The organism is Amycolatopsis sp. NBC_00438 (genome assembly GCF_036026695.1).
In the GTDB taxonomy this organism is placed as follows: Bacteria; Actinomycetota; Actinomycetes; order Mycobacteriales; family Pseudonocardiaceae; genus Amycolatopsis.
Map to the genome: position 1 here is coordinate 8,102,115 of NZ_CP107923.1, position 25,015 is coordinate 8,127,129.

Sequence of the window (25,015 nt, forward strand, 5' to 3'; positions counted from 1 at the left end):
TGATGCTGTCTGCAGACGCCGCCCTGCTGGTCCCTCAGCCGTAACCGCACGACCACGAGAGCTGCGATCACCGCCGCCGCCACCGCAGCCGGTACGACGACTGTGAGCCGATCCTCCTCCTCTGGCCGGGAGCGTCTGACCGCCACCGCGCAAAATGCTTGGCAGCTGTGCCGCGGTCTGCGGTTGATCTGGACTAGGGCGCCACGGCTGCCAGCGCTGTGTCCGTTGCCGCCGCCACCTCCATCGCTCAGGACGCTGCTGCCACCGACGTCGCCGAGGCGCCGCCGGTGTTGGCCGCCATCGTTGCCGCCGTGCCCGCCGCCTCGGTCGAGGTGTCGCCTTAGGCGACCACGATCGCCGCACCGCCCGCGCCGCACCGCCCGCACCGCACCGCCCGCACCGCACCGCCCGCGCCGCACCGCCCGCACCGCACCGCCCGCACCGCGCCGCCCGCACCGCGCCGGCCGCCCGCGGGGGCCGCGTGCCGTGACTGCCGCGGCCCGCAGTTGCGGCCGGCGGCTGCGGCCCAACCGTCGCGACCGCTCGCTGGCGCGTTCGCGTCTCAATGCGCGGCTGGGTGCTAGTGCCTGCTGCTGGCTGGCGCGCCACCGACGCTCCAGAGGGGCCGCGGTCGCCCTGCGGTCGCAACGGTCACAGGGCACGTGGGCACGGGGTCGCCGGGCTGCGCGGGGGCGCGGTGATGCGGGGTCGCTGCGGGGGCGGGGTCGCTGCAGGGCGCGACGGTCGAGGAGTCGCGTGGCCGCCGGCGGCCGCAGCGGCGACAGCGACGGTCGCGGCGGGCGAGCGGGACCGGGCTCGAGTGCGCGGGCAACGGAGGCGACGGAGACAGTGGTTACGAGGCATCGATGAGATGGCGACAGCTGAGCGGCCTGCAGCCTCATTGCCGTTGCCGCCGCTGCTGCTGCTTGCGCCCGGCCGCTGACAGCGCCTCACGGTCGGTGCCGTCGGCCCACGTGTTGCTGCCGCGCGCTGGCCGTCGTCGTGCGTCGTTGCTCGGTGACTGCTGCTCGCCGCCGGGCTCGGTCGCAGCGGCGGCGATCGTGCTTGCCCGCGCTCGCGGCTGAGGCGCCGGAGGTCGACTGCCGCTGTCCGTGCCGCCACCGGACCCGTGAGGCGATCGCACCTGTGACTCGTCGGCGCCGGTTGCGTGGTGGCCGGCGGCGATACCGAGGTCTCCTCCGGGCGGACCGCGCGGGCGGGGAGCGAATTACAGCCGTGATGTTTCACGTGGAACTCGCGCCGGATCGGCCGGCCCTGCCGACCTCCGTGCGGTCGTGCCGACGGGGGCGCGGGGGCGGTGTTTCACGTGGAACCGTCCGCTGGCTGAGTGGAGTTGTCCACATCTGCGGTCTGTCGGCTCGTTTTCGCGTGGACATCAGGGACAATCGCTTGAGCGCCGTTTCACGTGAAACGCGCGGACTAGGAGTAGTCGGAGTGAGCTTGGAGCAGGCCGCTGGTGCGGTGCGGACCGCGGCGGAGCGAGTGTTCGGGGCGCACGTCGACCAGGCGGCTGGGTATGTCGAACTCCTCGAGAGTCACGGGGTCGAGCGTGGGCTTATCGGTCCGCGGGAAGTCGAGCGGCTGTGGGAACGGCACGTGCTCAACTCGGCGGTGATCGGCGAGCAGATGCCTGAGGGGGCTCGCGTCGTCGATGTCGGGTCGGGGGCGGGGCTTCCGGGAGTACCGCTCGCGATCGCGCGACCGGACCTCGATATCGTCTTGCTCGAACCTATGGCCCGCCGGGTGGACTGGTTGGCCGAGGTGGCCGAGAAGCTGGAACTCCCGATCACCATCGTCCGGGGACGCGCGGAGGAGCGGCCTGTGCGTGAGCAGCTCGGTGGGGCCGACATCGTCACCGCTCGTGCGGTCGCCCCCCTTGCCCGGCTTGCGGACTGGTGTTTGCCGCTGGTTCGTCCCGACGGCTTCCTGGTCGCTCTCAAGGGCGCCAGTGCGGCGGAAGAGATCGAGCGGGACGGGGTCGCCATCAGGAAGGCGGGCGGCGCCGATCCGGTGATCGTGGAGTGCGGTGTGGCAGTACTAGAGGTCCCCAGCACGGTCGTGAAGATCCGTCGCCAGCCGTCGAAGGTGGCTCAGGGGCGGAGCAGGAAGCGCTAGCGCAGACAACGAGCCGCGGTGTTCCACGTGAAACGACGCGACTCGTCCATCGACCAGACGTCTATATGGAGGAGGTGTCGAGACCGGTGAATCCCCCGCCGTCCGACTCCACGGAGACCAGCCACGACGTGGGCTGGACGCCGATCGCCGAAGAAGCCACCCGCGCCGCTCGTCTGCTGCACCCGGACGGGTCGCTGCCGCGGCCCGGCCACCGCCGCGTGATGACCGTCGCCAACCAGAAGGGCGGCGTCGGCAAGACCACCAGCACGGTCAACCTCGCCGCCGCGCTCGCCGTCCACGGGCTCAAGACGCTCGTCGTCGACCTCGACCCGCAGGGCAACGCGAGCACCGCGCTCGACGTCGACCACCGGTCCGGGACGCCCTCCATCTACGAAGTGCTCATCGGCGAGGTGACGCTCGCCGAAGCGGCGCAGCCGACCGAGCAGTCCCCCAACCTCTTCTGCGTCCCCGCGACGATCGACCTCGCCGGCGCCGAGATCGAGCTCGTCTCGATGGCGTCGCGCGAGTCCCGGCTCAAGGAGGCCATCTCCTCGGAGATCCTCGACGAGATCGGCGTCGACTACGTCTTCATCGACTGCCCGCCGTCGCTCGGCCTCCTGACGGTCAACGCGATGGTCGCCGCGCAGGAGGTGCTCATCCCGATCCAGTGCGAGTACTACGCGCTGGAAGGTCTCGGGCAGCTGCTGAGCAACATCGAGCTCGTGCAGCAGCACCTCAATCGCGAGCTCCGCGTCTCGACGATCCTCCTCACCATGTACGACGGCCGGACCAAGCTGGCCGACCAGGTGACGAACGAGGTGCGGAACCACTTCGGCGACACGGTCCTGAAGACCGTCATCCCGCGCAGCGTGAAGGTCTCCGAGGCACCTGGGTACGGCCAGACCGTGCTCGCCTACGACCCCGGTTCGCGCGGCGCGTTGAGCTACGTCGACGCGGCGAAGGAGATCGCCGAGCGAGGCGCACAGTTGGAAGGGAGTAGTTCGACATGACCGAGCGCAGAGGAGGGCTGGGGCGCGGCCTCGCCGCTCTCATCCCGACCGGGCCGGCCGGCGGTCCGCTGCCCGCGCCCGGTGAGGGGTCGGCTGCGGACAAGAAAGCGGCCGAGGAAAAGGGCTGGTTCGCGGCGAACGGTCAGGCGAAGCAGCACAGCGGCGAGGTCGCCGGGGCGGTCTACCGCGAGATCCCGGTCGGCTCGATCAAGCCGAACCCGAAGCAGCCGCGCCTGGCTTTCGACGAAGAAGCACTCGCCGAACTCGAGCACTCGATCCGCGAGTTCGGGCTCATGCAGCCCATCGTGGTCCGCGAGCTCGGGAACGACGAGTACGAGCTCGTCATGGGCGAGCGGCGGCTCCGGGCGTCGCAGCAGGCGGAGCTCGAAGCGATCCCGGCGATCGTCCGGCAGACCGCCGACGAGTCGATGCTGCGCGACGCGCTCCTGGAGAACATCCACCGCGTGCAGCTGAACCCGCTCGAAGAGGCGGCGGCGTACCAGCAGCTGCTCGACGAGTTCGCGGTCACGCACGAGGAGCTGGCGAGCCGGATCGGTCGCAGCCGGCCGGTCATCACCAACACCATCCGGCTCCTCAAGCTCCCCCTGCCGGTGCAGCGCCGGGTCGCCGCGGGCGTTCTCTCCGCCGGGCACGCGCGTGCGTTGCTGTCGCTGGAGGACGCCGACAGCCAGGAAGAGCTCGCCGCCCGCATCATCGCGGAGGGCATGTCGGTGCGGGCGACCGAGGAAGCCGTCACGCTCAAGAAGAGCGAGAAGCCGGCCAAGCCGAAGCCCGCGCCGCGCAAGCCGATCCAGGCGCCCGGACTGCAGGACCTCGCCAACCGGCTTTCGGATCGGTTCGACACCCGCGTGAAGGTCGACCTCGGCCGGCGCAAGGGCCGGATCGTGCTCGAGTTCGGTTCGGTCGACGACCTCGAGCGCATTGTCTCGATCATCGACGCGAATGGGGCGAATCAGACACCGGATTCCGATTAGGGATCACCCCAGGGTGTTTCGTCACGGTGATGATTGCGAATCGCTGACATCGCCGCGACGCTGAGCAACGAGGGCGGCAGCGTGTGGGATCCGACCGGAACGCTCGGCCGAGTGCTCCGGATCGGGGGAACCGAACCGGGTCCGCCGCGCGCCGGAAGAGATAGCGGCTGACGCTCGCGCGATTCGCGGTGCGGGTTCGAGTGGGCGCTCGACGACTTGCGTGCGCTCGACTCGCCGGCCGCGAAGGCGCGAGAATTCGGCTTCCGGGTACTGGAAGTCGACAGCCCCCGGAAACAGAAGAAGTGGCCGACCCGGTGGCCGACCACTTCTGTCCGTACTTCTGGTTCAGCGGGAGATCGCGCGCCCGATCAGGTCGGCGAACACTGTGCCGAGTGACTTGCCCGCCGCGTCGATCGCCATCGGGACCGTCGACGTCTCGGTGAGCCCGGGTGACGGGTTCACTTCGAGGAAGTGGACCGTGCCGTCTTCGGCGACGATCGCGTCGGTCCGCGAGATGTCCCGGAGCCCGAGAACTCGGTGCGCGGCGACGGCCAGCTCGGCCGCCGCCTTGGCCGCGGCGTCGTCGAGGCGGGCCGGGGTGAAGAAGTCCGTCAGGCCGGCGGTGTAGCGGGCCGTGTAGTCGTAGACGCCGCTCTCCGGCACGATCTCGACCGCGGGCAGGGCCTCGGGGCCGTTCTCGCCCTCGATGACCGTCACGGCCACCTCGACGCCGGCCACGAACCGCTCGGCGAGCACCGTGTCGCCGTAGGCGAAGCAGCCGACCATCGCCGCGGGCAGTTCCGCCGCTTCGCGCACCACCTGCGTGCCGAGCGCCGAGCCACCCTGGTCCGGCTTGAGGATCAGCGGCAGGCCGAGCTGCTCCACCATCGCGTCGAGCACCGCTTGGGCGCCGAGCTCCCGGAACGTGCTGTGCGGCAACACGACCCAGCCCGGCGTCACGAAGCCGGCGTTCTCGATGAGCGCCTTGGCCGTCGGCTTGTCCCACGCGCGGCGGCAGCCCTGGGAGCCGGTGCCGACGAACGGCACGTCCAGCATTTCCAGCACCGTCTGCACCGAGCCGTTTTCGCCCTCACCGCCGTGCAGCGCGACGACCACGGCGTCCGGGCGCTGCGTGCGCAGGCGCTCCAGCAACCCCGCGTCGGTGTCCCACTCCTCGATGCCGAGGCCTTCGGACTTGAGCGCCGCAGAGAGCCGTCGCCCGGACCTCAGCGAGACGTCGCGTTCGTGCGAAAGCCCGCCGGCGAGCACGGCAACGGTACGGTCGACCACCGTGGAAACTCCTTAGCTGGAATGAATTTCAGACCGTGTCGGGGGACGGGTTCGGCGGCCCCTGGATCTGGCGCGCGCTCACGTTACCGAAGGTGCGGGCCAAGTCCATTTCGGACTCCAGCACGGCGGCCAGGCGCCGGACGCCCTCGCGGATCCGCTCCGGCGTCGGGTAGCAGTAGGACAACCGCATCTGGCGGCTGCCGAAACCGTCGGCGTAGAAGCCGGTGCCGGACGCGTACGCCACCCGCGCGGTCACCGCTCGCGGCAGCATCGCCTTGGTGTCGACGCCTTCCGGCACGGTCACCCAGACGTAGAACCCGCCGTCCGGCTTCGTCCACGAGCAGCCCGGGGGCAGGTACTGGTCGAGCGCGGACAGGATCGCGTCGCGCCGTTCGCGGTAGTTCTCGCGGAACTTCTTGATCTGGCCCTTCCAGTCGTGCGTGGCCAGGTACCGCGACACGATCAGCTGGTTGAGGGTCGGCGGGCACAGGGTCGCCGACTCCGCGGCCAGCACGAGCTTTTCGCGGACGGCGTGCGGCGCCAGCACCCAGCCGACGCGCAGGCCGGACGCGAACGTCTTCGAGAACGAGCCGAGGTACACGACGTTGTCGGGGTCCGTCGAACGCAATGCCGGGTACGTCTGCCCGTCGAACCCGAGTAGCCCGTACGGGTTGTCTTCGACGACCAGGACACCGTGCTCGCGGCAGATCTCCAGGATCTCCGCGCGGCGCTCCACGGCCAGCGTGACGCCGGCGGGGTTGTGGAAGTTCGGGATCGTGTAGAGGAACTTGACGCGCCGGCCGGCCTTTTCCGTCTGCGCGAGTGCCTCGCGCAGCAGTTCCGGCACCAGGCCGTTTTCGTCCATCGCGACGTGCACGACCTGCGCCTGGTACGCGGCGAAGGAGCCCAGCGCGCCGACGTAGGAGGGGCCTTCGGCGATCACGACGTCACCCGGGTCGCAGAACAGCCGCGTGACCATGTCCAGGCCCATCTGGGAGCCGACGGTCACCACGACGTCGTCCGGGTGCGCCTTGATGCCTTCCAGCGCCATGATTTCGCAGATCTGCTCGCGCAGCGCCGGGACGCCGTGCGCCGAGCCGTACTGCAGGGCCACCAGGCCGTCTTCGGCGATGATCTCCGCCACCTGCGCCGAGAGCGTGTCGAGCGGCAGCGCGGCCAGGTTCGGCATGCCACCGGCGAGGGAAACCACCTCGGGCCGGCTGGCGACCGCGAACAGCGCCCGGATCTCGGAAGCGGTCATCCCGGCGGTGCGCGCGGCATACCGCTCGAGGTGCGGGTCGAGGTTCTGGCGGCCGCTGTGCGGCTTGCTGGGGCGGTTCTCGGTCATCGACGATTCACCCGGGGGTCGGTGGACACGGTCCGCTCCCGCGCGGGAGCGGTAGATCCATCGAGTGTAACCGGGGCCTGTCGAGGACCCCTGACCTTTCGGTGCTTCTCACATCGGCCTACCATCGACCATGGCTCCCGTGTTCGTGCGGTGTTTCCGCGCGGCTTGACGGCCGAGGAGTCCACCGGGAGCGCAGGTCAGGGAGGTCGCGGGTGTCGCGTCGCGTCGTGGGCGTCACACTGGACAACCTCGAGCATCTGCCGAAGAGCTGTCGCAGGTGCGTGTACTGGGAGCTGGCCCCGCACCTGAAGAACCAGGCCGAGGAGTTCGGCGCCACCGAGGTCGAGAAGGAAGCCTGGGTCTCGAGCGTGCTGCTCGAGTGGGGTTCCTGCGGCCGCATCGTCTACAGCGATACGCTGCCGGTCGGGTTCGTGCTGTACGCCCCGCCGAACGCCGTCCCGCGCTCGCTGGCCTTCCCGACGTCCCCGCCGAGCGCGGACGCGGTGCTGCTGACGGCCTTCCAGATCCTCCCCGAGTTCCGCGGTGGCGGCCTCGGCCGGATGCTGGTCCAGGCGGTCGCGAAGGACCTCACCAAACGCGGCGTCCGCGCCATCGAGGCGTTCGGTGACGCGCGCCCCGACGAGTCGGACCCGGACGGCGGCCACAGCTGCGTGCTGCCGTCGGCATTCCTGCAGAGTGTCGGCTTCAAGACCGTCCGTCCCCACCAGAAGTGGCCGCGCCTGCGTCTCGAGCTGCGTTCGGCGATCACCTGGAAGGAAGACGTCGAGGCGGCGCTGGAGCGGCTGCTCGGCCAGGTGACGATCACCACGGCCGAGCCGAGCCTCGGCCGCGCCTGACCACTCGCAAACGTTTGCGCCGGTGTTTCAGCACGCCTGGAACACGGATTCCGTCGTGCGTGCCCAGCTGTGGAAGAAGTGCCGAGTTATCCACAGAGCGCTGATAGGCGCGGTGGACAACCTGTGGATGACTGCGCCAAAACCTGGGGACGGCGCGTAAGCGTCCCCAGGTGTGGTGGAGCAGGTAAAGGTGAGCCGCTAGGGGTTGTGGTCGCCCTACTCGGCCTTCGCGAGTTCGTGCGCCAAGACGTCCGCGAACGTGAACGTGCCCGTCGGCTGGTCGCCCTCGCCGAGCAGATACAGGCGCTTGACGGCGATCAGGATGCCCTCGGCGACGATGTCGCGGAAGGCCGGGTCGCCGAGCTTGCGGCTGTCGTCCGGGTTCGTCAGGTAGCCGATCTCGACCCGGACCGCCGGACAGCGGGTGCGGGTGAAGATGTCCCACGACTTGTAGTGCGTGCGGTTGTCCTGCAGGCCCGTGCGGGCCGCGACCTCGCGCTGGATGAAGCCGGCCAGCAGCTCGCCCACGGTCGAGGTCGTGCCGTTGCCGTTGCCGAAGTGGAAGCTCGCGACGCCCTGGGCGCGCGGCGAGGGGTTCTTGTCGCTGTGCAGCGAGAGGAACAGGTCGGCGCCCGCGTCGTTCGCGAACTTCGCGCGCTCCAGCTCGGTGGGGCTGTGGTTCGGGCCGCGGGAGATCAGCGCTTCCATGCCCGTGGCCTTCATCCGGCCTTCGAGGCGGCGCGCGAGGTCCCACGCGATGTCGGCCTCGCGGAGACCGCCGGCGACCACGCCGAGGTCGTCGCCGCCGTGGCCGGGGTCGATCACGATGCGCTTGCCGCGCAGGCGGGGACCGGCCTGGCGCACCTGCTCCTGCTCGCGCAGGAACACGGGGCGGCCGCCCCGGGCCCGCGGCGAGGACAGGCGGTGCAGCTCACGGATGGTCGCGGGGCCGCACATGCCGTCCGGCGTCAGGCGCATGTCGCGCTGGAACGTCTTGAGGGCGCGCTCGGTCGCCGCGCCGAAGTAGCCGTCCGGGCGGCCGGCGTCGAAGCCGAGTTCGGTCAGCCGCTCCTGCAGCGTGAAGACGTCGTCACCCTGGATCGGGGCCGCGATCGTGTACGACAGCAGCCGGCTGCCCAGGTGGTAGCTGGCGCCCTTGAGCGCCTGGAAGGTGGCCTGACCCACGATGCCGTCGGTCATCAGCCCACGGCTCTGCTGGAAGGCCCGAACGGCGTTCTCGACGGCGACATCGAACGTGTCGTAGGCGTCGGTACCGGTGACCGGCGGGAGCAGGTCCATCCCGGCCAGGATCGACCTGATCTCGGCGACGTCCGGACCGGCGTCACCGCGGCGGAGTACCCGCATGCACTCCTCGCTCTTCCTCAGGCACCGATGGGGGTTCGGCGCGGGGTAAAACCTCGGGGGAAAACCATCACTGGGACGTACCCAGGTCTTCTATTGTGCCTTGCGAACTCTCGGTGACACCGCAGGCCCGGTCGGTGCGTCAAGAGCCCGTTCGTGGCGTACCGGTGGTGGCCCTCGTCACGCAGGATTCACCCACACCGGTGAGATTCCCCCGAACGACGAGAACCCGGGGCCCGCAGGAGGGTTCCCGCAGGCCCCGGGTTCGCCGGGCTTGCTCGGTTCAGAGGACGTCGGCGAGATCCGACAGCAGCGCGGCCTTCGGCTTGGCGCCCACGATCTGCTTCACCGGCTTGCCGCCCTGGAACAGGATCAGCGTCGGGATGGACATCACCTGGTAGTCACGCGGCGTGTTCGGGTTCTCGTCGATGTCGATCTTGGCGATGGTCAGCTTCTCGCCGTTCTCCGCCGCGATCTCCTCGAGCACCGGGGCGACCATCTTGCACGGCCCGCACCAGGTGGCCCAGAAGTCGACCAGAACGGGCTTCTCGCTGGTCAGGACCTCGTCGACGAACGTCGCGTCGGTCACCTTGACGGTGTTGGACATGGTTTCTCCTTCAGGTGGTTGTACGCCGGAAAGTCAGTTGGTGCCCGGGCCGTAGCCGCCGCCGACGAGCTCGGCCGCTTCGTGCGCGTCCGATTCGCCGTGCTCCGCGAGCCAGCGTTCCGCGTCGATCGCGGCGCTGCAGCCCGAGCCGGACGCCGTGATCGCCTGCCGGTAGGTGCGGTCCACCAGGTCACCGGCCGCGAAGACGCCGTCGAGGTTCGTGTACGAGCTGCGGCCCTGGGTGATGACGTAGCCGTCCTCGTCCAGGTCGATCTGCCCGCGCACGAGCTCGCTGCGGGGGTCGTGCCCGATCGCGACGAAGAAGCCGGAGACGTCCAGGGTCGACTCGGAGCCGTCCTGGGTGTCCTTCAGCTTCAGGCCCTCGACCTTGTTGCTCCCGACGACGCCGGTGATCTGCGAGTTCAGCTTCCACTTGATCTTCTCGTTCGCGCGGGCGCGCTCGAGCATGATCTTCGACGCGCGGAACTCCTCGCGCCGGTGCACCACCGTGACGGACTTCGCGAACTTCGTCAGGAAGGTCGCTTCCTCCATCGCCGAGTCGCCGCCGCCGGCGACCACGATGTCGTGATCGCGGAAGAAGAAACCGTCACAGGTCGCACAGGCCGACACACCGCGCCCGAGCAGCTCCTGCTCCCCCGGCACGTTGAGGTAGCGCGCCGCCGCGCCCATGGCGAGGACGACCGCGCGGGCGGCGTACCGCTTGCCGTTCGCGGTCACGTACTTGACTTCGCCGGTCAGCTCGACCGACTCGACGTCCTCCGCCCGCAGCTCGGCGCCGAAGCGCTCCGCCTGCTTGCGCATCTCCTCCATCAGGTCCGGACCCATGATGCCGTCGCGGAACCCCGGGAAGTTCTCGACCTCGGTCGTCGTCATCAGAGCGCCACCGAACTGCGTCCCCTCGAACACCAGCGGTTCGAGTTGCGCCCGCGCCGCGTAAACGGCAGCGGTGTATCCGGCAGGACCCGATCCGACGATGATCAGGTTCCTGATGTCTTCGGCAGCCACCCGTGACCTCCGCTCGTAGTGACCCGTGTACCAGGCTCAACACGATCGTAGGTGGCCATGTTCCCAGCCGTGACAGCCGCTACTTCTCCCCGACGACCTTGTCGAACAGGACGGCCGGATTTCCCGGTCCGCAGTCCGCGCCGAAGGCGACCAGACGGAACTGGGCCAGCTTGCCGGTGGTCAGGATGATCATGACGCCGGCCTTGCCGCCGACGTTGACCGGGCGGATGCCCTCGGGCCGCACCTTCGGGTCCATTCCGGCGGCCTGGACGCAGGCGTCGAGCCGGTCCTCGGTGCCCAGCGGGCCGAAGTCGCGGACGCCGACCGCCTTGCCGACGAGGGCCTGCGCGCCGCTGCCGTCGGCGCCGACCGTCGGGCCGGACGGCGGCGGGGCCGCGACGTTCGGCGTGCCGCTCTGCTGCGACGTGCTGGGGATCGCGACCGTCACCGCGACGACCGCCGCGGCGGCCGCGGTCAGGACGCCGGCCGCCCAGCCGAGCCGCTTGTTCCGGCGCCGCCGGGCCGCCGCGAGGTCCACCACCTGGGCGTCCCCGGTCCCGGTCTGCTCCGGTGCCGGCGCCGTGCGTTGCTGGGGAAAGGCGGCGGCCGCCTCGGCCGCCAAGGCCGCGTCGAGCCGCGCCGCGAACTCCGCCGGCATCGGCGGAGCGGGTGCCTCGGCGAGCGAGGCCAGGTCGGCCTGCGTCGCGTCGAGGGCGTCCAGGATCGCGCGGGCCTCCGGGTCGGCGTTGACGGCCGGCCACAGCTGCGCGGCCCGGTCGTCGTCCAGCACGCCGGCGTGGAGATCGGCGAGCACGTCGACAGACCAGGGTGGACCGACGGTCCCCCCGATCCCCCGGCTTTCGTCCGTCATCGTCCCTCCCCGCTACCCGGCTGGCGCCCGGCCCGTTTGCTTTCGTGAGTTGGGACGTTCGCAATCGCATCGGGGTTCCGCAGGTGTCCGAGAACCTTCGCGAGTTTTCCGCGGCCCCGGGCACACCGGCTCTTCACGGTGCCCTCGGCGATCCCGAGCATCTTCGCCGTCTCGGCCACGGAATAGCCCTCGACGTCGACGAGCAGGATCGGCGCGCGCTGGTCTTCCGGCAGCTGGTCGAGCGCCTCGCGCACGAGCAGGCTCGTCTCGCGCTCGGCCATCGAATCGCGCGGGGTGGCCGGCTCGTTGAAGCCGGTTTCCGGCAGCGGGACGGTCGGGCGCGCCTGGCGGCGGCGGATCCGGTCGAGGCAGGCGTTCACCACGATCCGGTGCAGCCACGTCGTGACCTGCGACTCGGCGCGGAACTTGCCGGCGGCCCGGAACGCCGAGATGAACGCGTCCTGCAACGCGTCGGCGGCTTCCTCCGGGTCGCGGACCGTGCGCAGGGCGACCGCCCACATGCGGTCGCGATGTCGCTGGACGAGTTCGCTGAACGCATGAGGGTCCCCCGCGGCGTGAGCCGCTATCAGATCCGCATCCGTGGGAGCTGCAGCTGTCACCCGCGAGAGCCTACTGACCCTGTCGGGTGCGTCACCCCGCAGGCAGGAAGGACAGGTCCGCGATCTGGGTCAGGAACTGGCCGTCCTCGCCGCCCAGCTGGGTGATCCAGACGATGAAGTACTCACCCTGGGTGGGCTGAGCCAGCGGGATCGTGGTGTCGCCGTCCTGCAGGTCGCCGTTGCCGACCACCTTCGTGTCGGCCAGGTCCGGGTTCTTCTCGGTCGCCGAGCGGATCTCGACCTTGGTGCCCGCGGTGCCCCCGGAGACCTTGACCTGGCTCAGGTTGATCGGGTCCTTGAAGGTGACGACCAGCCCGACACCCGACTTGATGACGGGGAACTGCTGCTTGTACTTCTCGGTCCGCCAGACCGTCTCGGGCTTGCCGTCGGTCGCGTACTTCGCCCGGGCGGTGTTGTCGCCCTTGCCGTCCGGGTTGTAGACGGCGACGGCCTGCGGTGTCGCCGCGGGGCCGACCGTCGGCGACGGCGGGGGCGCGGGCTGGCTCGACGCGGGCGGCTGCCCGGCCGGCTGGCTCGACGCGGGCGGCGCCGCGACGTTGATCGTCGGCCCGCTCGCCTTCGAGTCGCCTTGGAAGACGTTGATCAGCATCAGCCCGCCCCAGGCGAGGATGACGACCGTCGCGACCACCAGCACGGTGACGCCGAGCGCGAGCTTGCGCCGCCGGGCGACGTCCTTGACCGGCTTCTTCGTGGTCCAGACGGTGCCCTCGGTCTCGGCGGCCGGATCACCGCCGACGGCCTTGATCAGCTGGGTGCGCTCTTCTTCCTCGGCCACCTGCTCGAGGACGCGGAGGATGGCCGCGCTGGTGCGGATACCGCCGTTGCCGCCGTCCTCGATCGTGCGGACGGCCAGCGACGACAGGTCGGCGGGCACGGTCGGGATGAGCTGCCGCGGCGGCACGATCCGGCCCTGCGGGGTCAGCGGCGCCGCCGGGATGGCGGGCGGCCCGCCGGGCAGCGCCCAGCGGCCGGTCAGCAGCAGGTACAGGACCGCGCCGAGCGCCTTGACGTCGTCGCGCAGCGTCGCCTCCGGCAGCGGGCCGGGGAACGCGAGCTTCAGCGCGCCGTTCGGCGTCAGCCGGAGCCGCTGCGGGTGGTCGAGACCGAGGACGAGACCGTTCTGGTGGGCCTGCTCGACCGCTTCGGCCAGCGCCTGCACCATCCGGGCGGCCGCACCGGGCGCCACCGGGCGCTGCGCGACGAGGTCGACCAGGTCGCTGCCCTTGGTCCATTCCGCGACGACCACGCCGAGCAGGCCTTCACTCGACGTGATGCCGCTGCCGAGCGCGAGCACGTCGAGCACGCGGGCGACCCCGCCGTGGCCGAACTTGGACGCGTGCGTCGCGCGTTCGAGGGTCCGCCGCGCGAGCCGCGCGGCTTCCGGGTCCGCCGGGTCGCCGACCAGCAGGGTCAGCGCGACGTCCCGCTTCAGCTGGCCGTCCCGCGCGCGCCACAGGTGCGCGTCACCCCGCTCGTCCACGCCGAACTGTGCGAGGAGGCGGTAGCGGCCGTCGCCGACCACACGTCCGGGGGCGAGCGATCCGACCTGGGTCTTGCCCACGTGGTTCGCACCCCCTGCCTGTTCGCTGCGCCTCGTATCCACCCGCACTCTCCCGTTAGCTCCCCGCGTCGAGGGTACCCAGAATACGACGCGGGAGTCGTCGTCATCCGTACCGGAATCGTTACCCGCGCTTGATCAACCGGGTGAACCTGCTCGTGGCCGGCTGAAGCTCCTCCACCTTCAGGGCCATCAGCACCCCGAACGAGACCACGATGCCCACGACGCTTTGCAGCAGAAGCTTCACCCAGGCCCCGAAAGTAGGCCCGAACGAGTCCGGGACGACCTTGCCCACGACCCACGCCGCGGCCACCCCGAGCCCGCTCGCCACGACCGTGAACAGGATCACGCCTATGACGCGCTTGCTCCGCAGGTTGCCCAAAGTCACCCAGAGCCACACCTGGCCGAGGATCGCGCCGACGACGAACGTCAGCGCGTTGACCATCATCACGCCGAGCACGACGTTGTCCGGCGACAGCAGCACCGGGCAGAGGTAGAGCAGCGGCACCTTGACCAGCGTCATCACGATCATGATCAGCGTCGGCGTCCGGGCGTCCTTCATCGCGTAGAACACGCGCATCTGGAGCATGACCAGCGCGTACGGCAGCAGCGCGAACGCCGAGATGGCCAGCGCGTCACCCAGCCGCTCGGCGGTCTCGACGGTGCCCTTGCCGAACGTGAACAGCGCGATGCCGATCGAGCCGCCGACCACGGTCATCACCGCGGAGATCGGCACGAGCATCACCGTCGAGATCCGCGACGCGTAGGACAGGTCGCCGATCAGCTTCTTGTGGTCGCCGTCGGCGGCCGCGCGGCTCATCCGCGGCATGATCGCCGTCAGCAGCGAGACGCCGATGACGCCGTACGGCAGCTGGAAGAGCAGCCAGGCGTTGCTGTAGGCCGTCACACCGCCGGGAGAACCGCTGGTCAGGACGCGGGTGTTGATCGTGTAGCCGATCTGGCTGACCGCGACGTACCCGAGGATCCAGAGTGCGAGGCCGCCGAACTCCTTCATCTGCTTGTCGAAGCCCCAGCGCCACTTGAACCGGAAGCCCGACCGCAGCAGCGGCGGGACCAGCAGGATCGCCTGCGCGACGATGCCGGCGGTGACGCCGATGCCCAGCGTCAGCACCTTCGGGTCGGTGAGCGACGGGTGCACGGTGTCGATGTCGCCCGGCATGATCCAGACGACCAGGATCGTGAAGATGACCACCAGGTTGTTGATCACCGGCGCCCAGGCCGTGGGCCCGAAGATCTGCTTGGCGTTCAGCACCGCCGAGAGCAGCGCGAACACGCCGTAGAAGAAGATCTCCGGCAGCAGCAGGTAGGCGAACGCCGTGGTCAGCCCCGAGCTGGCCTTGCCGGAACCGTCGACGTAGAGGCTCGTGAACGCCGGCGCCGCGACGACCGCGACCGCCGTGCCGACCAGCAGCAGCGAGAACGCGACCGTGATCAGGCGCTGGGTGTAGGCCGCGCCGCCGTCGGGCTCGTCCTGCGCGCGCACCAGCAGCGGCACCACCACGCTGGCGAGCACGCCGCCCATCAGCAGCTCGAAGATGATGTTCGGCATCGTGTTCGCGACGTTGAACGAGTCGTTCGCGATGCCCTGGCCGATCGCGCCGACCAGCAGCAGCTTCCACAGGAAGCCGGTGATCCGGCTGATCAGCGACGCGATGGCCATCCGGCCGGACGCCTTCGCGAGCGACGGCGCCTTGGCCGGGGCCGCGCCCTCGGTGCCGGGTTCGGCCGGCTTGACGAGCGGCGTCTTGATCGCCGGCATGACCTGCGTCGCCAGCGCGTCGTAGGGCCGCATGACGTCGGGGTCGGCGACCGGCCAGCGCGAGGCCATCGGGACGCCGGCGGTGCGCGGGATGAACCGCGTCGCCTCCGGGTCGACGGGGCGCTGGGCCTCCTCCTGCCACGGCCGGACCGGCGCCGGACGACGCGGCGCGCGGCCACGCGGCGGCACCGGGATGCCCGGGGGCGGGGTGCCCATGGCCGGGCTGCCGGCGGCCGGGGTGCCGGGCGGCGGTGTCGCCGGCGGCACGGCGACCGGAGGCGTCACCGGCGGGGCCGGCTGCGGCAGCCGCCCCTGGTGCGCTGGCGGGCCCTGCTGCGGAGGCGGGCCCGCCGGGTTCGGCGGCGGCGGGATGGGCGGCACCGGCTGGACGCGGGTGGGCGCCGGACCGGCCGCGTTGCGCGGCGGTTGCCCGCCACGCGGCGGCTGGGGCGGCGGACCCTGCGGGGGCGGGACGCGGCGGGGCGGCCGGTCGTCGCGCAGCGCGCGGTCCTCCCGGCCGGGGTGGTCGTCGGGGCCGGGGCGCTGGTCGCGGACCGGGCGCGCCGGTCGCTCGTCGTGGCCCGGCCGGTCGTCCCGGGGCGGACGTTCGCGGACCGGGCGGTCGTCCTGGACCGGCGGCTTGCCGCGGGCGGCCCGGCCGTCACGCACCGGGGGTTCCGCGCGGTCTTCCCGCGGCGGGCGGCCGTCACGGACCGGCCGGTCGTCGCGCGGCGGACGGCCTTCGCGGACCGGCTGGTCTTCGCGGGGCATCTGGCGGGTGTGGCCGTTGCGGGGCGGCTGGCGGCGGCCGCGCTCCGGGGGTGGCGGAGGCGGCTGCTGCTTCGGCGGGGGCTGGCGGCGGCCCGGCTGGGCCGCGCGGGGCGGCCCGTCACCGCGTTGCGGGGGCGGTGCGCCTTCGCGCCGAGGACGACTCGCACGCTCGGGTGGTAGGCCCGGCTCTCTCTCCAACGCGTGCCCAATCCTCAGTGCTCGGTCCCCGGCGCCGCGGCCCGTTCGCCGCGTGCGTGCGGACCCAGGGTAATCGGGAACCGCCCGGAACACTCAAAGGCCGAGGGATCAGTCCACCGGGCCCCGGCCGGCCTTGGCGTCCTTTACCCGCCGGTAGATGCGCCGGGAGGCGAGCAGAAGCAGCGCCGCACCTGCGGCGACGGTCGCGATGATGGTGATCGCGCCGTACTCCGTGGACGTCAGTTCGAACCGCGCGGATGACCCGAGAGGGGTATCGGTCGGCGTGCGCAACGACACATCGACGCTGAACCGGCCGGCCCGCAGCGCCTCGACGGGGAGGAAGTAGTTCTTGCCGCCGCCGGCCGGGAAGAACCGGGCCTTGGCGTCGTCGGAGCGCAGGCCGGTGTTGTTGGTCAGCACGAACCGCGCGTTGATCCCGACCGGCAGGTCGTTGCTGACGTACACCGGCAGCGGCGAGTTGCCCGAGGCCAGGGCGATCGTCTGCTTGGGCTGCGAAACGGACACCTGTTCGCTGATCGCGGCCAGATCGGCCCGTGCGTTCGCGGTCGCCGCATCGGCGGGCAGGCCCCGCCACGACGTCGACGCGGCCCGCAGCTCGGCCAGCCGGACCGGCGCGACGACGTCGTCCGGTTTCACCCGTTTGGTGGGATCCAGCTGCATCGCGCTCGCCAGCCCGGTGGTCTTTTCGTCGAGGCTCGACAGCGTCGAGACGACGGCGGGGTCGGCGGCCGCGGCCTGGCCGCCGTCGCCGACCGGGCCGGGGCCCGCCGGGTCGGTGGCCAGCAGCGTCGGGAGCGAGGTCGCCGTGACGAGCCCGGCGTCGAGGAAGTTGCCGACCTGCTGCAGGTACGCGGTGAGCTCGGCGGCCGGGGCGTCCCAGCGCCGCGGCGGCGCGACCAGCAGGTGATCGGGCCGGTCCTGCCCGGCGGGCAGGCCGAGGCCGGCGCGGAAGGCGAGTGCGCCGAGGCCGTTCTGGCTCGTGACGGCCGCCTCGGTGGTGGCGGGCATGGTGACCGAGTCCGGCACGGTCGGCACGCCCGTCATCGCCGAGGAGATGAGCGAATCGGTCGGCTGCGCGCGGACGGTGCTGCCCTGCACGGTGACGCCGCCGCCGGCCGCGGCGGGCGCGAGCTTGCCCGCGTCGGTGAGCACGGTCCGGATCCCGGCCTGCGCCAGCGCGGCGAGCACGGACGCGTTCGGCGTGCCGTCCGGCCACAGCACCCCCGACTGCGGCGTGACGCCGGTCAGCCCCTGGATCGTGGCCGCGCCGGCGGCCGCCTGGGCGATCAGGGTCGCGTCACCGGGACGGATCTGCGAGACGGTGTCCAGGTCGGCGTCGGCGAAGGGCAGCGCCACCACGCACCGGCTGCCGACCAGCGAACGGACGGCGGCCAGCCACGTCTGCGCGGTCTGGGCGCCCTTGCCGTCGATGGTCCCGGCGTCGGTGTGCACCTGGTAGCCGCGGCTCATCGCGTCGACGGTCGCCAGCAGGTCCGGGTCGAGTGCGAAACACATCGACCGGGCCAGGCTCGGGTCGCCCTGCACCGCCGTGTGCGCGGCCGTGACCAGCGCGTTCAGCCGGCCGTCCGGCCCGATCTCGTCGGCCAGGCGGTCGTCGGCCAGCACCGCCCTGCCGCCGAGCGGCGACGCGTACACGTGCGGGACGCTGCTGGTCAGCGGCCAGAGCAGGGTCATGCTCGGCGCCCCGGACCCGCGGCTCACCGTCTTGCCCGGCCCCGCCAGCACCGGCATCAGCATGCTGACCGCGCCCAGCCGGGCCGGCCCGCCGAACTCGGGGGTGCCGTTGACGTTCACCAGCAGCGGGTAGACGCCGGGGCGGCTGAACTGCGCCGCGCGCGCGCCGGTCAGCGTCACCGAGATGTTCAGCGGCGCGCTCTGCCCGGGCTCCAGGGTGTCCGCGACGGACGTGAAGTCCGTCAGCGGGCTGTCCTTGATGACCGCGCCGGACAGGACGTCGCCGATCCCGCGTTCGGTCGTCTGCCGCTCGCCGACCTGCAGCCGCACCTGCGGCCGGGTGACCTTGCGGTCGCCGGTGTTGGTGACGGTGCCGGCGACGGTCAGCGTCGTCGTCGAACCGGTGATCACGCGCGGGTTGAGCTCGTTGAGCTCGACGCGCAGTCGGGCGCCCTCTTCCGCGTCGGCCACCGTGGCGCCGGCCAGGGCGGGGACGGCCAGGAAGAGGACGGAAAGGAAGGCTGCGGCGAACCGCTTCACTCGGGGGCTCCCTCAGGGGCGTGCTCGTCTCGTCCGTGGACGTCCGGGCGCGCCAAAAGTTCCTTGGCTTTCCGGACGAGCTTCCGCTCGTCGGAGTAAGCGAGTTTGGTCTCCAGCTCGGCCAGCGGGACCCAGGCCACCTCGGTGACCTCGACGTCTTCGTCGGACAGCTCACCGCCGAGCGCTTCGAGCAGGAAGTGGTGCACGGTCTTGTGGATCCGCCGCTTCTCGGCGACGAACCAGTAGTCGATGGTGCCCAGTGGCCGCAGGACCCGCGCGGAGATGCCGGTTTCCTCCTTCACCTCGCGCACGGCCGTCTGTTCCACCGTCTCACCGTCCTCGATGTGGCCCTTGGGCAGCGACCAGAGCAGTCTGCCGTGCCGGTCGAGCCGGCCGATCAGCGCCGCCTGTTCGCGTGCCTCGTCCAGCACGAGGCCACCGGCCGACGTCTCGTCGACCGTGGTCAGGCGCCTGCCGCGCTGCCGCCTCCGCCGCCTCCGCGGCTTCGAGGCGCCGGGGCGGCCGGCTGATCCAGACATGCTGCGATGCTAGAGCAAACGGTTGCCCCGGTAGGCTGGCTCTCCGTGTCCTGTCCGGTGGTGCCTGTAGTAATCGCACCCGAAAGTAGTGGGTTTTCCGTGAACGACGTGGTCGCCAAGCAGAACGCGGTGGTGGAGCGGATGCACATCCCTCCCCTGGCGGAAGAGCTGGCGGAAAGGTTCGCCAGGGCCGGTCACCGCCTGTACCTCGTCGGTGGCAGCGTGCGCGACACGCTGCTCGACCGGCGCTCCGGTGACCTCGACTTCACCACGGACGCGCGGCCGGACCGCGTGCTGAAGATCGTCAGCGAGTGGGGCGACGCCGTCTGGGACGTCGGGATCGCGTTCGGCACGGTCGGCGTGACGAAGAAGGGCATGCAGCTCGAGATCACGACGTTCCGCGCGGACACCTACGACCGCGTCGGCCGCAATCCCGAGGTCACCTTCGGCGACACCATCGAGGGCGACCTGCTGCGCCGCGACTTCACGGTGAACGCGATGGCCATCGACCTGGCGTCCAAGACCTTCATCGACCCGCACGACGGCCTGCACGCGCTGGCCGAGCGGGTGCTCGACACCCCGGCGACGCCGCAGGAGTCGTTCGCCGACGATCCGCTGCGGATGCTGCGGGCCGCGCGCTTCGCCGCCCAATTGGGCTTCACCGCCGCGCCGCGGGTGATCGACGCGATGACGTCGATGGCCGAGGAGATCGACCGGATCACCGCCGAGCGGGTGCAGGCCGAGCTGTCGAAGCTGCTGCTGGCCGCCGACCCGCGCCCGGGCCTGGAGCTGCTGGTCGACACCGGGCTGGCCGAGCGGGTGCTGCCCGAGGTCTCCGGGATGCGGCTGGCGATCGACGAGCACCACCAGCACAAGGACGTCTACCAGCACTCGCTGACCGTGCTGGCCCAGGCGATCGACCTGGAGACCTCGCACGAGCCGACGTCGGAGCCGGATCTGATCCTGCGGCTGGCGGCGCTGCTGCACGACGTCGGCAAGCCGGCGACGCGGGAGTTCCAGGCCGGCGGCGGGGTGAGCTTCCACCACCACGAGGTGGTCGGCGCGCGGATGGCCCGCAAACGTTTGCGGGCGCTGAAGTTCTCCAAGGAGATCATCGACGACGTCTCCCAGCTCGTGTTCCTCCACCTGCGGTTCCACGGCTACGGCAAGGGCGAGTGGACGGATTCGGCGGTCCGCCGGTACGTCACCGACGCCGGCCCGCTGCTGACCCGGCTGCACAAGCTGGTCCGCGCCGACTGCACCACGCGCAACCGCAAGAAGGCGGCCGCGCTGCAGGCGACCTACGACGACCTCGAGGCCCGGATCACCGCGCTCAAGGCCAAGGAGGACCTCGACCGCGTGCGGCCGGACCTCAACGGCGAGGAGATCATGGAGCTGCTCGGCCTCAAGCCGGGCCCGGACGTCGGCAAGGCGTGGAAGTTCCTCAAGGAGCTGCGGCTGGACCGCGGGCCGCTGGAGCACGACGACGCCGTGGCGGAGTTGAAGAAGTGGGCGAACGCGGAGGGAATCGGGAACTCCTGACCAACCTACGGTGAATTCCGTCGAAAGCTGGACCTCGGCGCCGCGGATTGGGGATACTCCGGACCTCGGCTCACCGATGTGACCAGGGAGTTGTCTGCGCGATGTCCACCGAAGCGCCCGACTCGCCGAAAGCGGTGGGCGGGGGCAGCTTCTTCGTGGCGCTGCTGCGGCAAGGCGCGCCGGCGATCGCGACGGCCACCAGCGAGCTGTCGGACGAGATCGGCGACCCGACCCCGATCCACGCGCTGAAGCGGATCTCGAAGATGGCCGGGCCGATCGACCCGGCCCAGCGCGACGGCCTGCTGCTGCGCGCCACCCGGTACGTCGTGCTCATCCCGCTCGCCTACCGGCTGCTCGCGGTGCCGGGTCAGTTCGGCGTCCACGTGCTGGAGCACGGGACGACCGGGCTGCTGCCGGTCGGCGTGTTCACCCTGCTCTCGGTCGTGCTGAACGTCGTCGGCTTCCGCTGGATGTTCCGCTCGGCGCCGTTCCACGGCCGCGACGCCGGGAAGCTGCTCGCCGTCGACATCGCGTTCACCGTGCTCTCGCCGCTGGTCCTCGCGCTGACCGTGCCGCGGGGGGTGTACTTCGACGCGCTCGCCGTCAGCAGCATCCACCTCTTCGGCGAGGCCGGGCTGCTGACGCTCGCCCTCGGCGTCCCGGCCGGGCTGGTCTTCGCCTTGATCAGCTTCCCGCTGCGGATGCTGGCGAACTGGCTGAACACCGGCCAGTTCCACGTCGACGCCGCGTTCTCGACGTACTCCGCGCTGCTCGCGCTGATGTTCCTGGCCACCGCCGCGCTGGTGCTCACCGGCCTCGGCACCCGGCTGGCGCTGGCCTACGGCACGCGCAACGGCCGGCTCGCCGAGCGCGCCCAGCAGCACCGGATGCTGCACGACACCGTGCTGCAGACCCTCGAGGCGATGGCGCTGTCCGGCAGCGCCGACCCCGAGCAGCGGCTGATCGAGATCCAGCGGCTCGCCCGGGCGCAGGCGATGGAGATCCGGCACACCATCGAGTCGGCGGCGTCCGAGCGCGCCGAAGCCGGGGCCCGGCCGCTGGGCGAGAAGCTCGCCGGGCTCGCCGCCGAGATGGCGCGTGACGGTCTGCGCGCCCAGCTCGTGGTGGCCGAGCTCGACGACGACACGCTGTCCGAGGTCCGGCAGATCGCCATCCGCGACGCCGTCCGCGAGGCCCTGCGGAACACCATGAAGCACTCCGGCACCGACCGCGTCGTCGTGCGGGTCGAGGCGCGTGACGGCGGGATCGCGGTCATCACCCGCGACCACGGCACCGGCTTCAGCCCGGACGACCGCCCGGCCGGCTTCGGCATCAGCGAGTCGATCACCGCGCGGCTGGCCGAGGTCGGCGGGACGTCCCTGGTGGAATCGAGCCCCGGCGGGGGCACTCGGGTGACGCTCTGGGTCCCGTTCTGATATCTCCTGAGCATGACCTCGATCGAGCTGCTCGCCGACGCCCTTGCCGCCTACCGCGCCGGTGACCGCGACCAGGCCACCGAACTCGCCGCCCGAGCCGGCCGCGACGGCTCTTCACTGGCCGACGAACTGCGGACCTACCTCGCCGGCGACGGCGCCGCGCCGGTGTACGACGCGCCGAGCGCGTTCACGGCGTTCATCCGCGGCGGCGGCAACGTGGGCCTCTACCGGGCCCTGAGCGCCGAACTCGCCGCCCGCTACGACGCCGGGAAGCCGGAATCGCTGCTCGACCTCGGCTGTGGTGACGGCCTGGCCGTCGTGCCCGCGCTGGAGCAGGCGACGCACGTGCCGAGCCGGATCGACCTGGTCGAGCCGTCGGCCGCGCTGCTCGAAGGCGTCCACGAGCGGGTGCCGGCGGCGCAGTGCTGGCAGTCGACCGCGCAGGAGTTCCTGGCCCGGGACGATCTCGGCTGGGACTTCGTCCAGTCGACGTTCGCGCTGCAGTCCATCGAGCCGGAGCAGCGCGCGGAGGTGCTTCGCACGCTCCAGCTGCGCGCCGGGACGCTGGTGCTGGCCGAGTTCGACGTCCCGGAGTTCACCGAAGGATCGCCCGAGCACCTGCGCTCGCTCGTCGAGCGCTACGAGCGTGGCGTCGCGGAGTACGGCGAAGACGCCTCGCTGGTCGCGCAGGGATTCCTGCTGCCGGTGCTGCTCGGCCTGGTCGCCGGCCAGGAGCGGACCAACTGGGAGCACCCGGCCGCGGCCTGGGCCGAGCAGCTGAAGACGGCGGGCTTCACCGACGTCGTCGTCGAACCGCTCGCCGACTACTGGTGGTCGCCCGCCGTCCTGATCACGGCCTCCTGATCAGACCCGGCTGAGCGAGCCCGTCTCGAGGTGCTGGGCGAGCGGCCGCGGCAGCAGGTACGCGACCGCGCCGCCCGGCATCCCGCTCCACGGCGCGGTGACGCCGGTCAGCACCCGCACCGACCGCAGCACCCGGTACAGCCGCTTCTCCCGCTCGCGCTCGAACGCCAGCGACGTCTCGACGAACCGCGTCGGCTCGGCGTGGACCAGGTTGCCGGTCTCGTTGCCGAACCGGACGACCGTCGTGCCCGGCGGCAGGACGATCAGGCGCTTGCCGCGGTAGAAGTTCAACGGCGGTTCGCCGCGCATCGGCAGGATCGGCCAGTCGGCGGGCTGGTCGGACTCCTCCGCCGGGCGCACCGGCTGCATCAGCAGCACCCCGAGCAGGAACCGGGCCGCGTCACCGAGCGAGGGGAACGCCACCGGCTCGTCGGCGGGCGGGCGCGAGACCTCCCAGCCGTTCTCGGCGCGGCGGAGCGTCCAGACGCCTTCGGCCGGCACCTCGTTCGCGCCGATCCGGTAGGCCGCGGCCGGCACGCCGTGCTCGGCGAGCCGCTGCTGGAGCAGCTCCAGCGTCTCCGCGCCCTTCAGGTTCCGCACCTGCTCGCCCTGGGCGACGCGGGTGAGCGCGCGCTCGTCGGGCAGGTCGGCGGCCGTCTGCGGCGGCCGCGGGTGCCCGGCGACCTCCGCCTCCGCCGTCGCCCGGACGAGCTCGCCGACGAACGGCGGCCGGAAGCCGGCCGCCCGGACGTGCTCGACCAGCTCCGGCTCCGGCGGCACGCCGTACTTGCGCAGGTAGTGCGGCACGGCGGCGGGCCAGATCCAGGTGCCGTCGGTGTGGAACGCGTTCGGCACTTCCGGCTTCGCGCCCGGCACTCCGAAGATGTCCGGCAGCGGCGTGGGCCGGTGCAGCGCGACCGGCGCCCGGAACAGGTAGTCGAGCACGCCGCGGACCTGGTCCGGCGGCACCGGCGGCCGGTTGACGACCGGACGTTCGCCCTCGGCGTGCGAGTCGGCTGCCCGCGCGAGCCGGAAGGTCAGGTCGAGCGGGAGCCCGGCGCGCGCGGTCAGCCACGACGGCAGGTGCTTCGCCGAGCGCGGGAACGTCGCCAGCTCCAGCTCGTAGGCCGCGGTCGACGGCCGGCCGCCGTCGTTCGGCGGGACGCGCCAGTCCGGCTCGCGGTCGGCGTCGAAGTCGAAGTCGAACTGCGACGCCGAGTCCAGCGTGAACGTCCCCTGGAACCACGTCCCGGACTCGGGCTGGTACATCGACGCGCGCAGCCGCGCGAAGAGCCCGCCGAGACGCGGGACGGCGGGCAGCGACACCGAAACCGGGCCGTCCTCGTCGCCGACCGCGCGGAGCTCGATCTCGGCGTAGTCGCCGACCTGCCGGAACTGCGCGCCGACGCGGGTCCAGCCGCCCGGCACGGTGTGCAGCAGCGTCCGCCCGATGGCCCGCAGCAGCGCGTTCTGGTCGCCCTCGCCCGGCTTCGGGCGTGCGTCCGGCGCTTCGGTGAAGTCCTGCCGCGCCTGCCAGATCGACTGGACGCGCTTCGCCGGCACGGTCACCGAGAAGTCGGTCAGGCCCAGCTGCGCCGCTCGCGCGGCGTCATCGCGGACCCAGCGCAGCGTCAGCTCGGGCCGCTCGCCCGGAGCGACTTCGAAGATCTCGTCGTCGTACTCGCAGAAGGTGCGCAGCGTGAACGTCGCCGGCACCTCGCTCGCCGGCACCACCCGCGCCGGATGGCCTTCGTGCTCCTTGTCGAAGCCGGCAGGTGCTTCGTCGTCCGGCAGCACGGACAGCAGCACCGTGCCGTCCGTGGTGGAGCGTTGCGCGCGGTAGGTCCCCTCACCCCACGCGGCGTACAGGCCGTCCGGGCGTTCGGCGACCTCGACCCGGTAACGCACGTTTTGTCCTCCCCTGACCC

General features: G+C 71.6%; 19 protein-coding genes. 7 read left to right on the forward strand and 12 right to left on the reverse strand.

Translation table 11 applies throughout. From position 1 onward, the window contains the following. Positions 1 to 1,455 precede the first annotated feature (1,455 nt). From rsmG to OG494_RS37000, 3 genes are all read left to right on the forward strand, one after another. Positions 1,456 to 2,136 carry a 16S rRNA (guanine(527)-N(7))-methyltransferase RsmG gene (gene rsmG / locus OG494_RS36990; protein ID WP_328446694.1) on the forward strand — a complete coding sequence of 227 codons (681 nt, stop codon included), beginning with the start codon at positions 1,456 to 1,458 and terminating at the stop codon, positions 2,134 to 2,136. Between the two features lie 86 nt (positions 2,137 to 2,222). Then, positions 2,223 to 3,146, forward strand: coding sequence for a ParA family protein (locus tag OG494_RS36995; RefSeq protein WP_442874331.1), 924 nt, complete (start codon positions 2,223 to 2,225; stop codon positions 3,144 to 3,146). Next, the gene (locus OG494_RS37000; protein ID WP_328446698.1) at positions 3,143 to 4,141 is read left to right on the forward strand and encodes a ParB/RepB/Spo0J family partition protein; all 999 of its coding nucleotides are present in this window, start codon (positions 3,143 to 3,145) and stop codon (positions 4,139 to 4,141) included. Before OG494_RS36995 ends, OG494_RS37000 begins: the two co-directional genes overlap by 4 nt. Before the next feature lie 345 nt (positions 4,142 to 4,486). Here OG494_RS37000 and OG494_RS37005 read toward each other — a convergent pair whose 3' ends face one another. Both OG494_RS37005 and OG494_RS37010 read right to left on the reverse strand, forming a co-directional pair. Beyond that, on the reverse strand, positions 4,487 to 5,431 hold the full coding sequence (locus tag OG494_RS37005) for a D-alanine--D-alanine ligase family protein (RefSeq protein WP_247059635.1): 945 nt from the start codon (positions 5,429 to 5,431) through the stop codon (positions 4,487 to 4,489). Between the two features lie 28 nt (positions 5,432 to 5,459). Beyond that, complete coding sequence (locus OG494_RS37010) at positions 5,460 to 6,779, reverse strand: aminotransferase-like domain-containing protein (protein WP_328446701.1); 1,320 nt, start codon at positions 6,777 to 6,779, stop codon at positions 5,460 to 5,462. Between the two features lie 212 nt (positions 6,780 to 6,991). Between OG494_RS37010 and OG494_RS37015 the strand changes: the two genes are divergently transcribed. Beyond that, positions 6,992 to 7,636: a GNAT family N-acetyltransferase gene (locus OG494_RS37015; protein ID WP_328446703.1), complete on the forward strand. Its 645-nt coding sequence runs from the start codon at positions 6,992 to 6,994 to the stop codon at positions 7,634 to 7,636. A gap of 216 nt (positions 7,637 to 7,852) precedes the next feature. On the opposite strand, the gene OG494_RS37020 is transcribed toward OG494_RS37015, so the two are convergent. The 9 genes from OG494_RS37020 to OG494_RS37060 all read right to left on the reverse strand — a co-directional run bounded on the left by OG494_RS37020 (position 7,853) and on the right by OG494_RS37060 (position 19,245). Next, positions 7,853 to 9,001, reverse strand: coding sequence for an N-acetylmuramoyl-L-alanine amidase (locus OG494_RS37020; RefSeq protein WP_247059629.1), 1,149 nt, complete (start codon positions 8,999 to 9,001; stop codon positions 7,853 to 7,855). 280 nt (positions 9,002 to 9,281) lie between these two features. Beyond that, the gene (gene trxA, locus OG494_RS37025; protein WP_020642536.1) at positions 9,282 to 9,605 is read right to left on the reverse strand and encodes a thioredoxin; all 324 of its coding nucleotides are present in this window, start codon (positions 9,603 to 9,605) and stop codon (positions 9,282 to 9,284) included. Between the two features lie 33 nt (positions 9,606 to 9,638). Next, complete coding sequence (gene trxB, locus OG494_RS37030; protein WP_328446707.1) at positions 9,639 to 10,631, reverse strand: thioredoxin-disulfide reductase; 993 nt, start codon at positions 10,629 to 10,631, stop codon at positions 9,639 to 9,641. Between the two features lie 79 nt (positions 10,632 to 10,710). Next, on the reverse strand, positions 10,711 to 11,502 hold the full coding sequence (locus OG494_RS37035; RefSeq protein WP_328446709.1) for a hypothetical protein: 792 nt from the start codon (positions 11,500 to 11,502) through the stop codon (positions 10,711 to 10,713). Further along, the gene (gene sigM, locus OG494_RS37040; RefSeq protein WP_155548287.1) at positions 11,499 to 12,122 is read right to left on the reverse strand and encodes an RNA polymerase sigma factor SigM; all 624 of its coding nucleotides are present in this window, start codon (positions 12,120 to 12,122) and stop codon (positions 11,499 to 11,501) included. Before sigM ends, OG494_RS37035 begins: the two co-directional genes overlap by 4 nt. Positions 12,123 to 12,153: 31 nt before the next feature. Further along, positions 12,154 to 13,746: a protein kinase family protein gene (locus OG494_RS37045; protein ID WP_442874332.1), complete on the reverse strand. Its 1,593-nt coding sequence runs from the start codon at positions 13,744 to 13,746 to the stop codon at positions 12,154 to 12,156. A gap of 79 nt (positions 13,747 to 13,825) precedes the next feature. Further along, positions 13,826 to 15,697: a murein biosynthesis integral membrane protein MurJ gene (gene murJ, locus OG494_RS37050; RefSeq protein ID WP_328459139.1), complete on the reverse strand. Its 1,872-nt coding sequence runs from the start codon at positions 15,695 to 15,697 to the stop codon at positions 13,826 to 13,828. Positions 15,698 to 16,558: 861 nt separating this feature from the next. After that, positions 16,559 to 18,706: a DUF6049 family protein gene (locus OG494_RS37055; protein ID WP_328446715.1), complete on the reverse strand. Its 2,148-nt coding sequence runs from the start codon at positions 18,704 to 18,706 to the stop codon at positions 16,559 to 16,561. Continuing rightward, positions 18,703 to 19,245 carry an NUDIX hydrolase gene (locus OG494_RS37060; RefSeq protein ID WP_328446717.1) on the reverse strand — a complete coding sequence of 181 codons (543 nt, stop codon included), beginning with the start codon at positions 19,243 to 19,245 and terminating at the stop codon, positions 18,703 to 18,705. The genes OG494_RS37055 and OG494_RS37060 overlap by 4 nt, the downstream gene beginning before the upstream one ends. Before the next feature lie 99 nt (positions 19,246 to 19,344). Between OG494_RS37060 and OG494_RS37065 the strand changes: the two genes are divergently transcribed. From OG494_RS37065 to OG494_RS37075, 3 genes are all read left to right on the forward strand, one after another. Further along, on the forward strand, positions 19,345 to 20,787 hold the full coding sequence (locus tag OG494_RS37065) for a CCA tRNA nucleotidyltransferase (protein ID WP_328446719.1): 1,443 nt from the start codon (positions 19,345 to 19,347) through the stop codon (positions 20,785 to 20,787). A gap of 101 nt (positions 20,788 to 20,888) precedes the next feature. Further along, positions 20,889 to 22,223 (forward strand): sensor histidine kinase, encoded by a 1,335-nt coding sequence (locus OG494_RS37070; protein WP_328446721.1) that lies wholly within the window; start codon positions 20,889 to 20,891, stop codon positions 22,221 to 22,223. Between the two features lie 12 nt (positions 22,224 to 22,235). After that, complete coding sequence (locus OG494_RS37075; protein ID WP_328446723.1) at positions 22,236 to 23,087, forward strand: class I SAM-dependent methyltransferase; 852 nt, start codon at positions 22,236 to 22,238, stop codon at positions 23,085 to 23,087. Here OG494_RS37075 and OG494_RS37080 read toward each other — a convergent pair whose 3' ends face one another. Beyond that, complete coding sequence (locus tag OG494_RS37080; protein ID WP_328446724.1) at positions 23,088 to 24,995, reverse strand: TNT domain-containing protein; 1,908 nt, start codon at positions 24,993 to 24,995, stop codon at positions 23,088 to 23,090. Positions 24,996 to 25,015 lie beyond the last annotated feature (20 nt).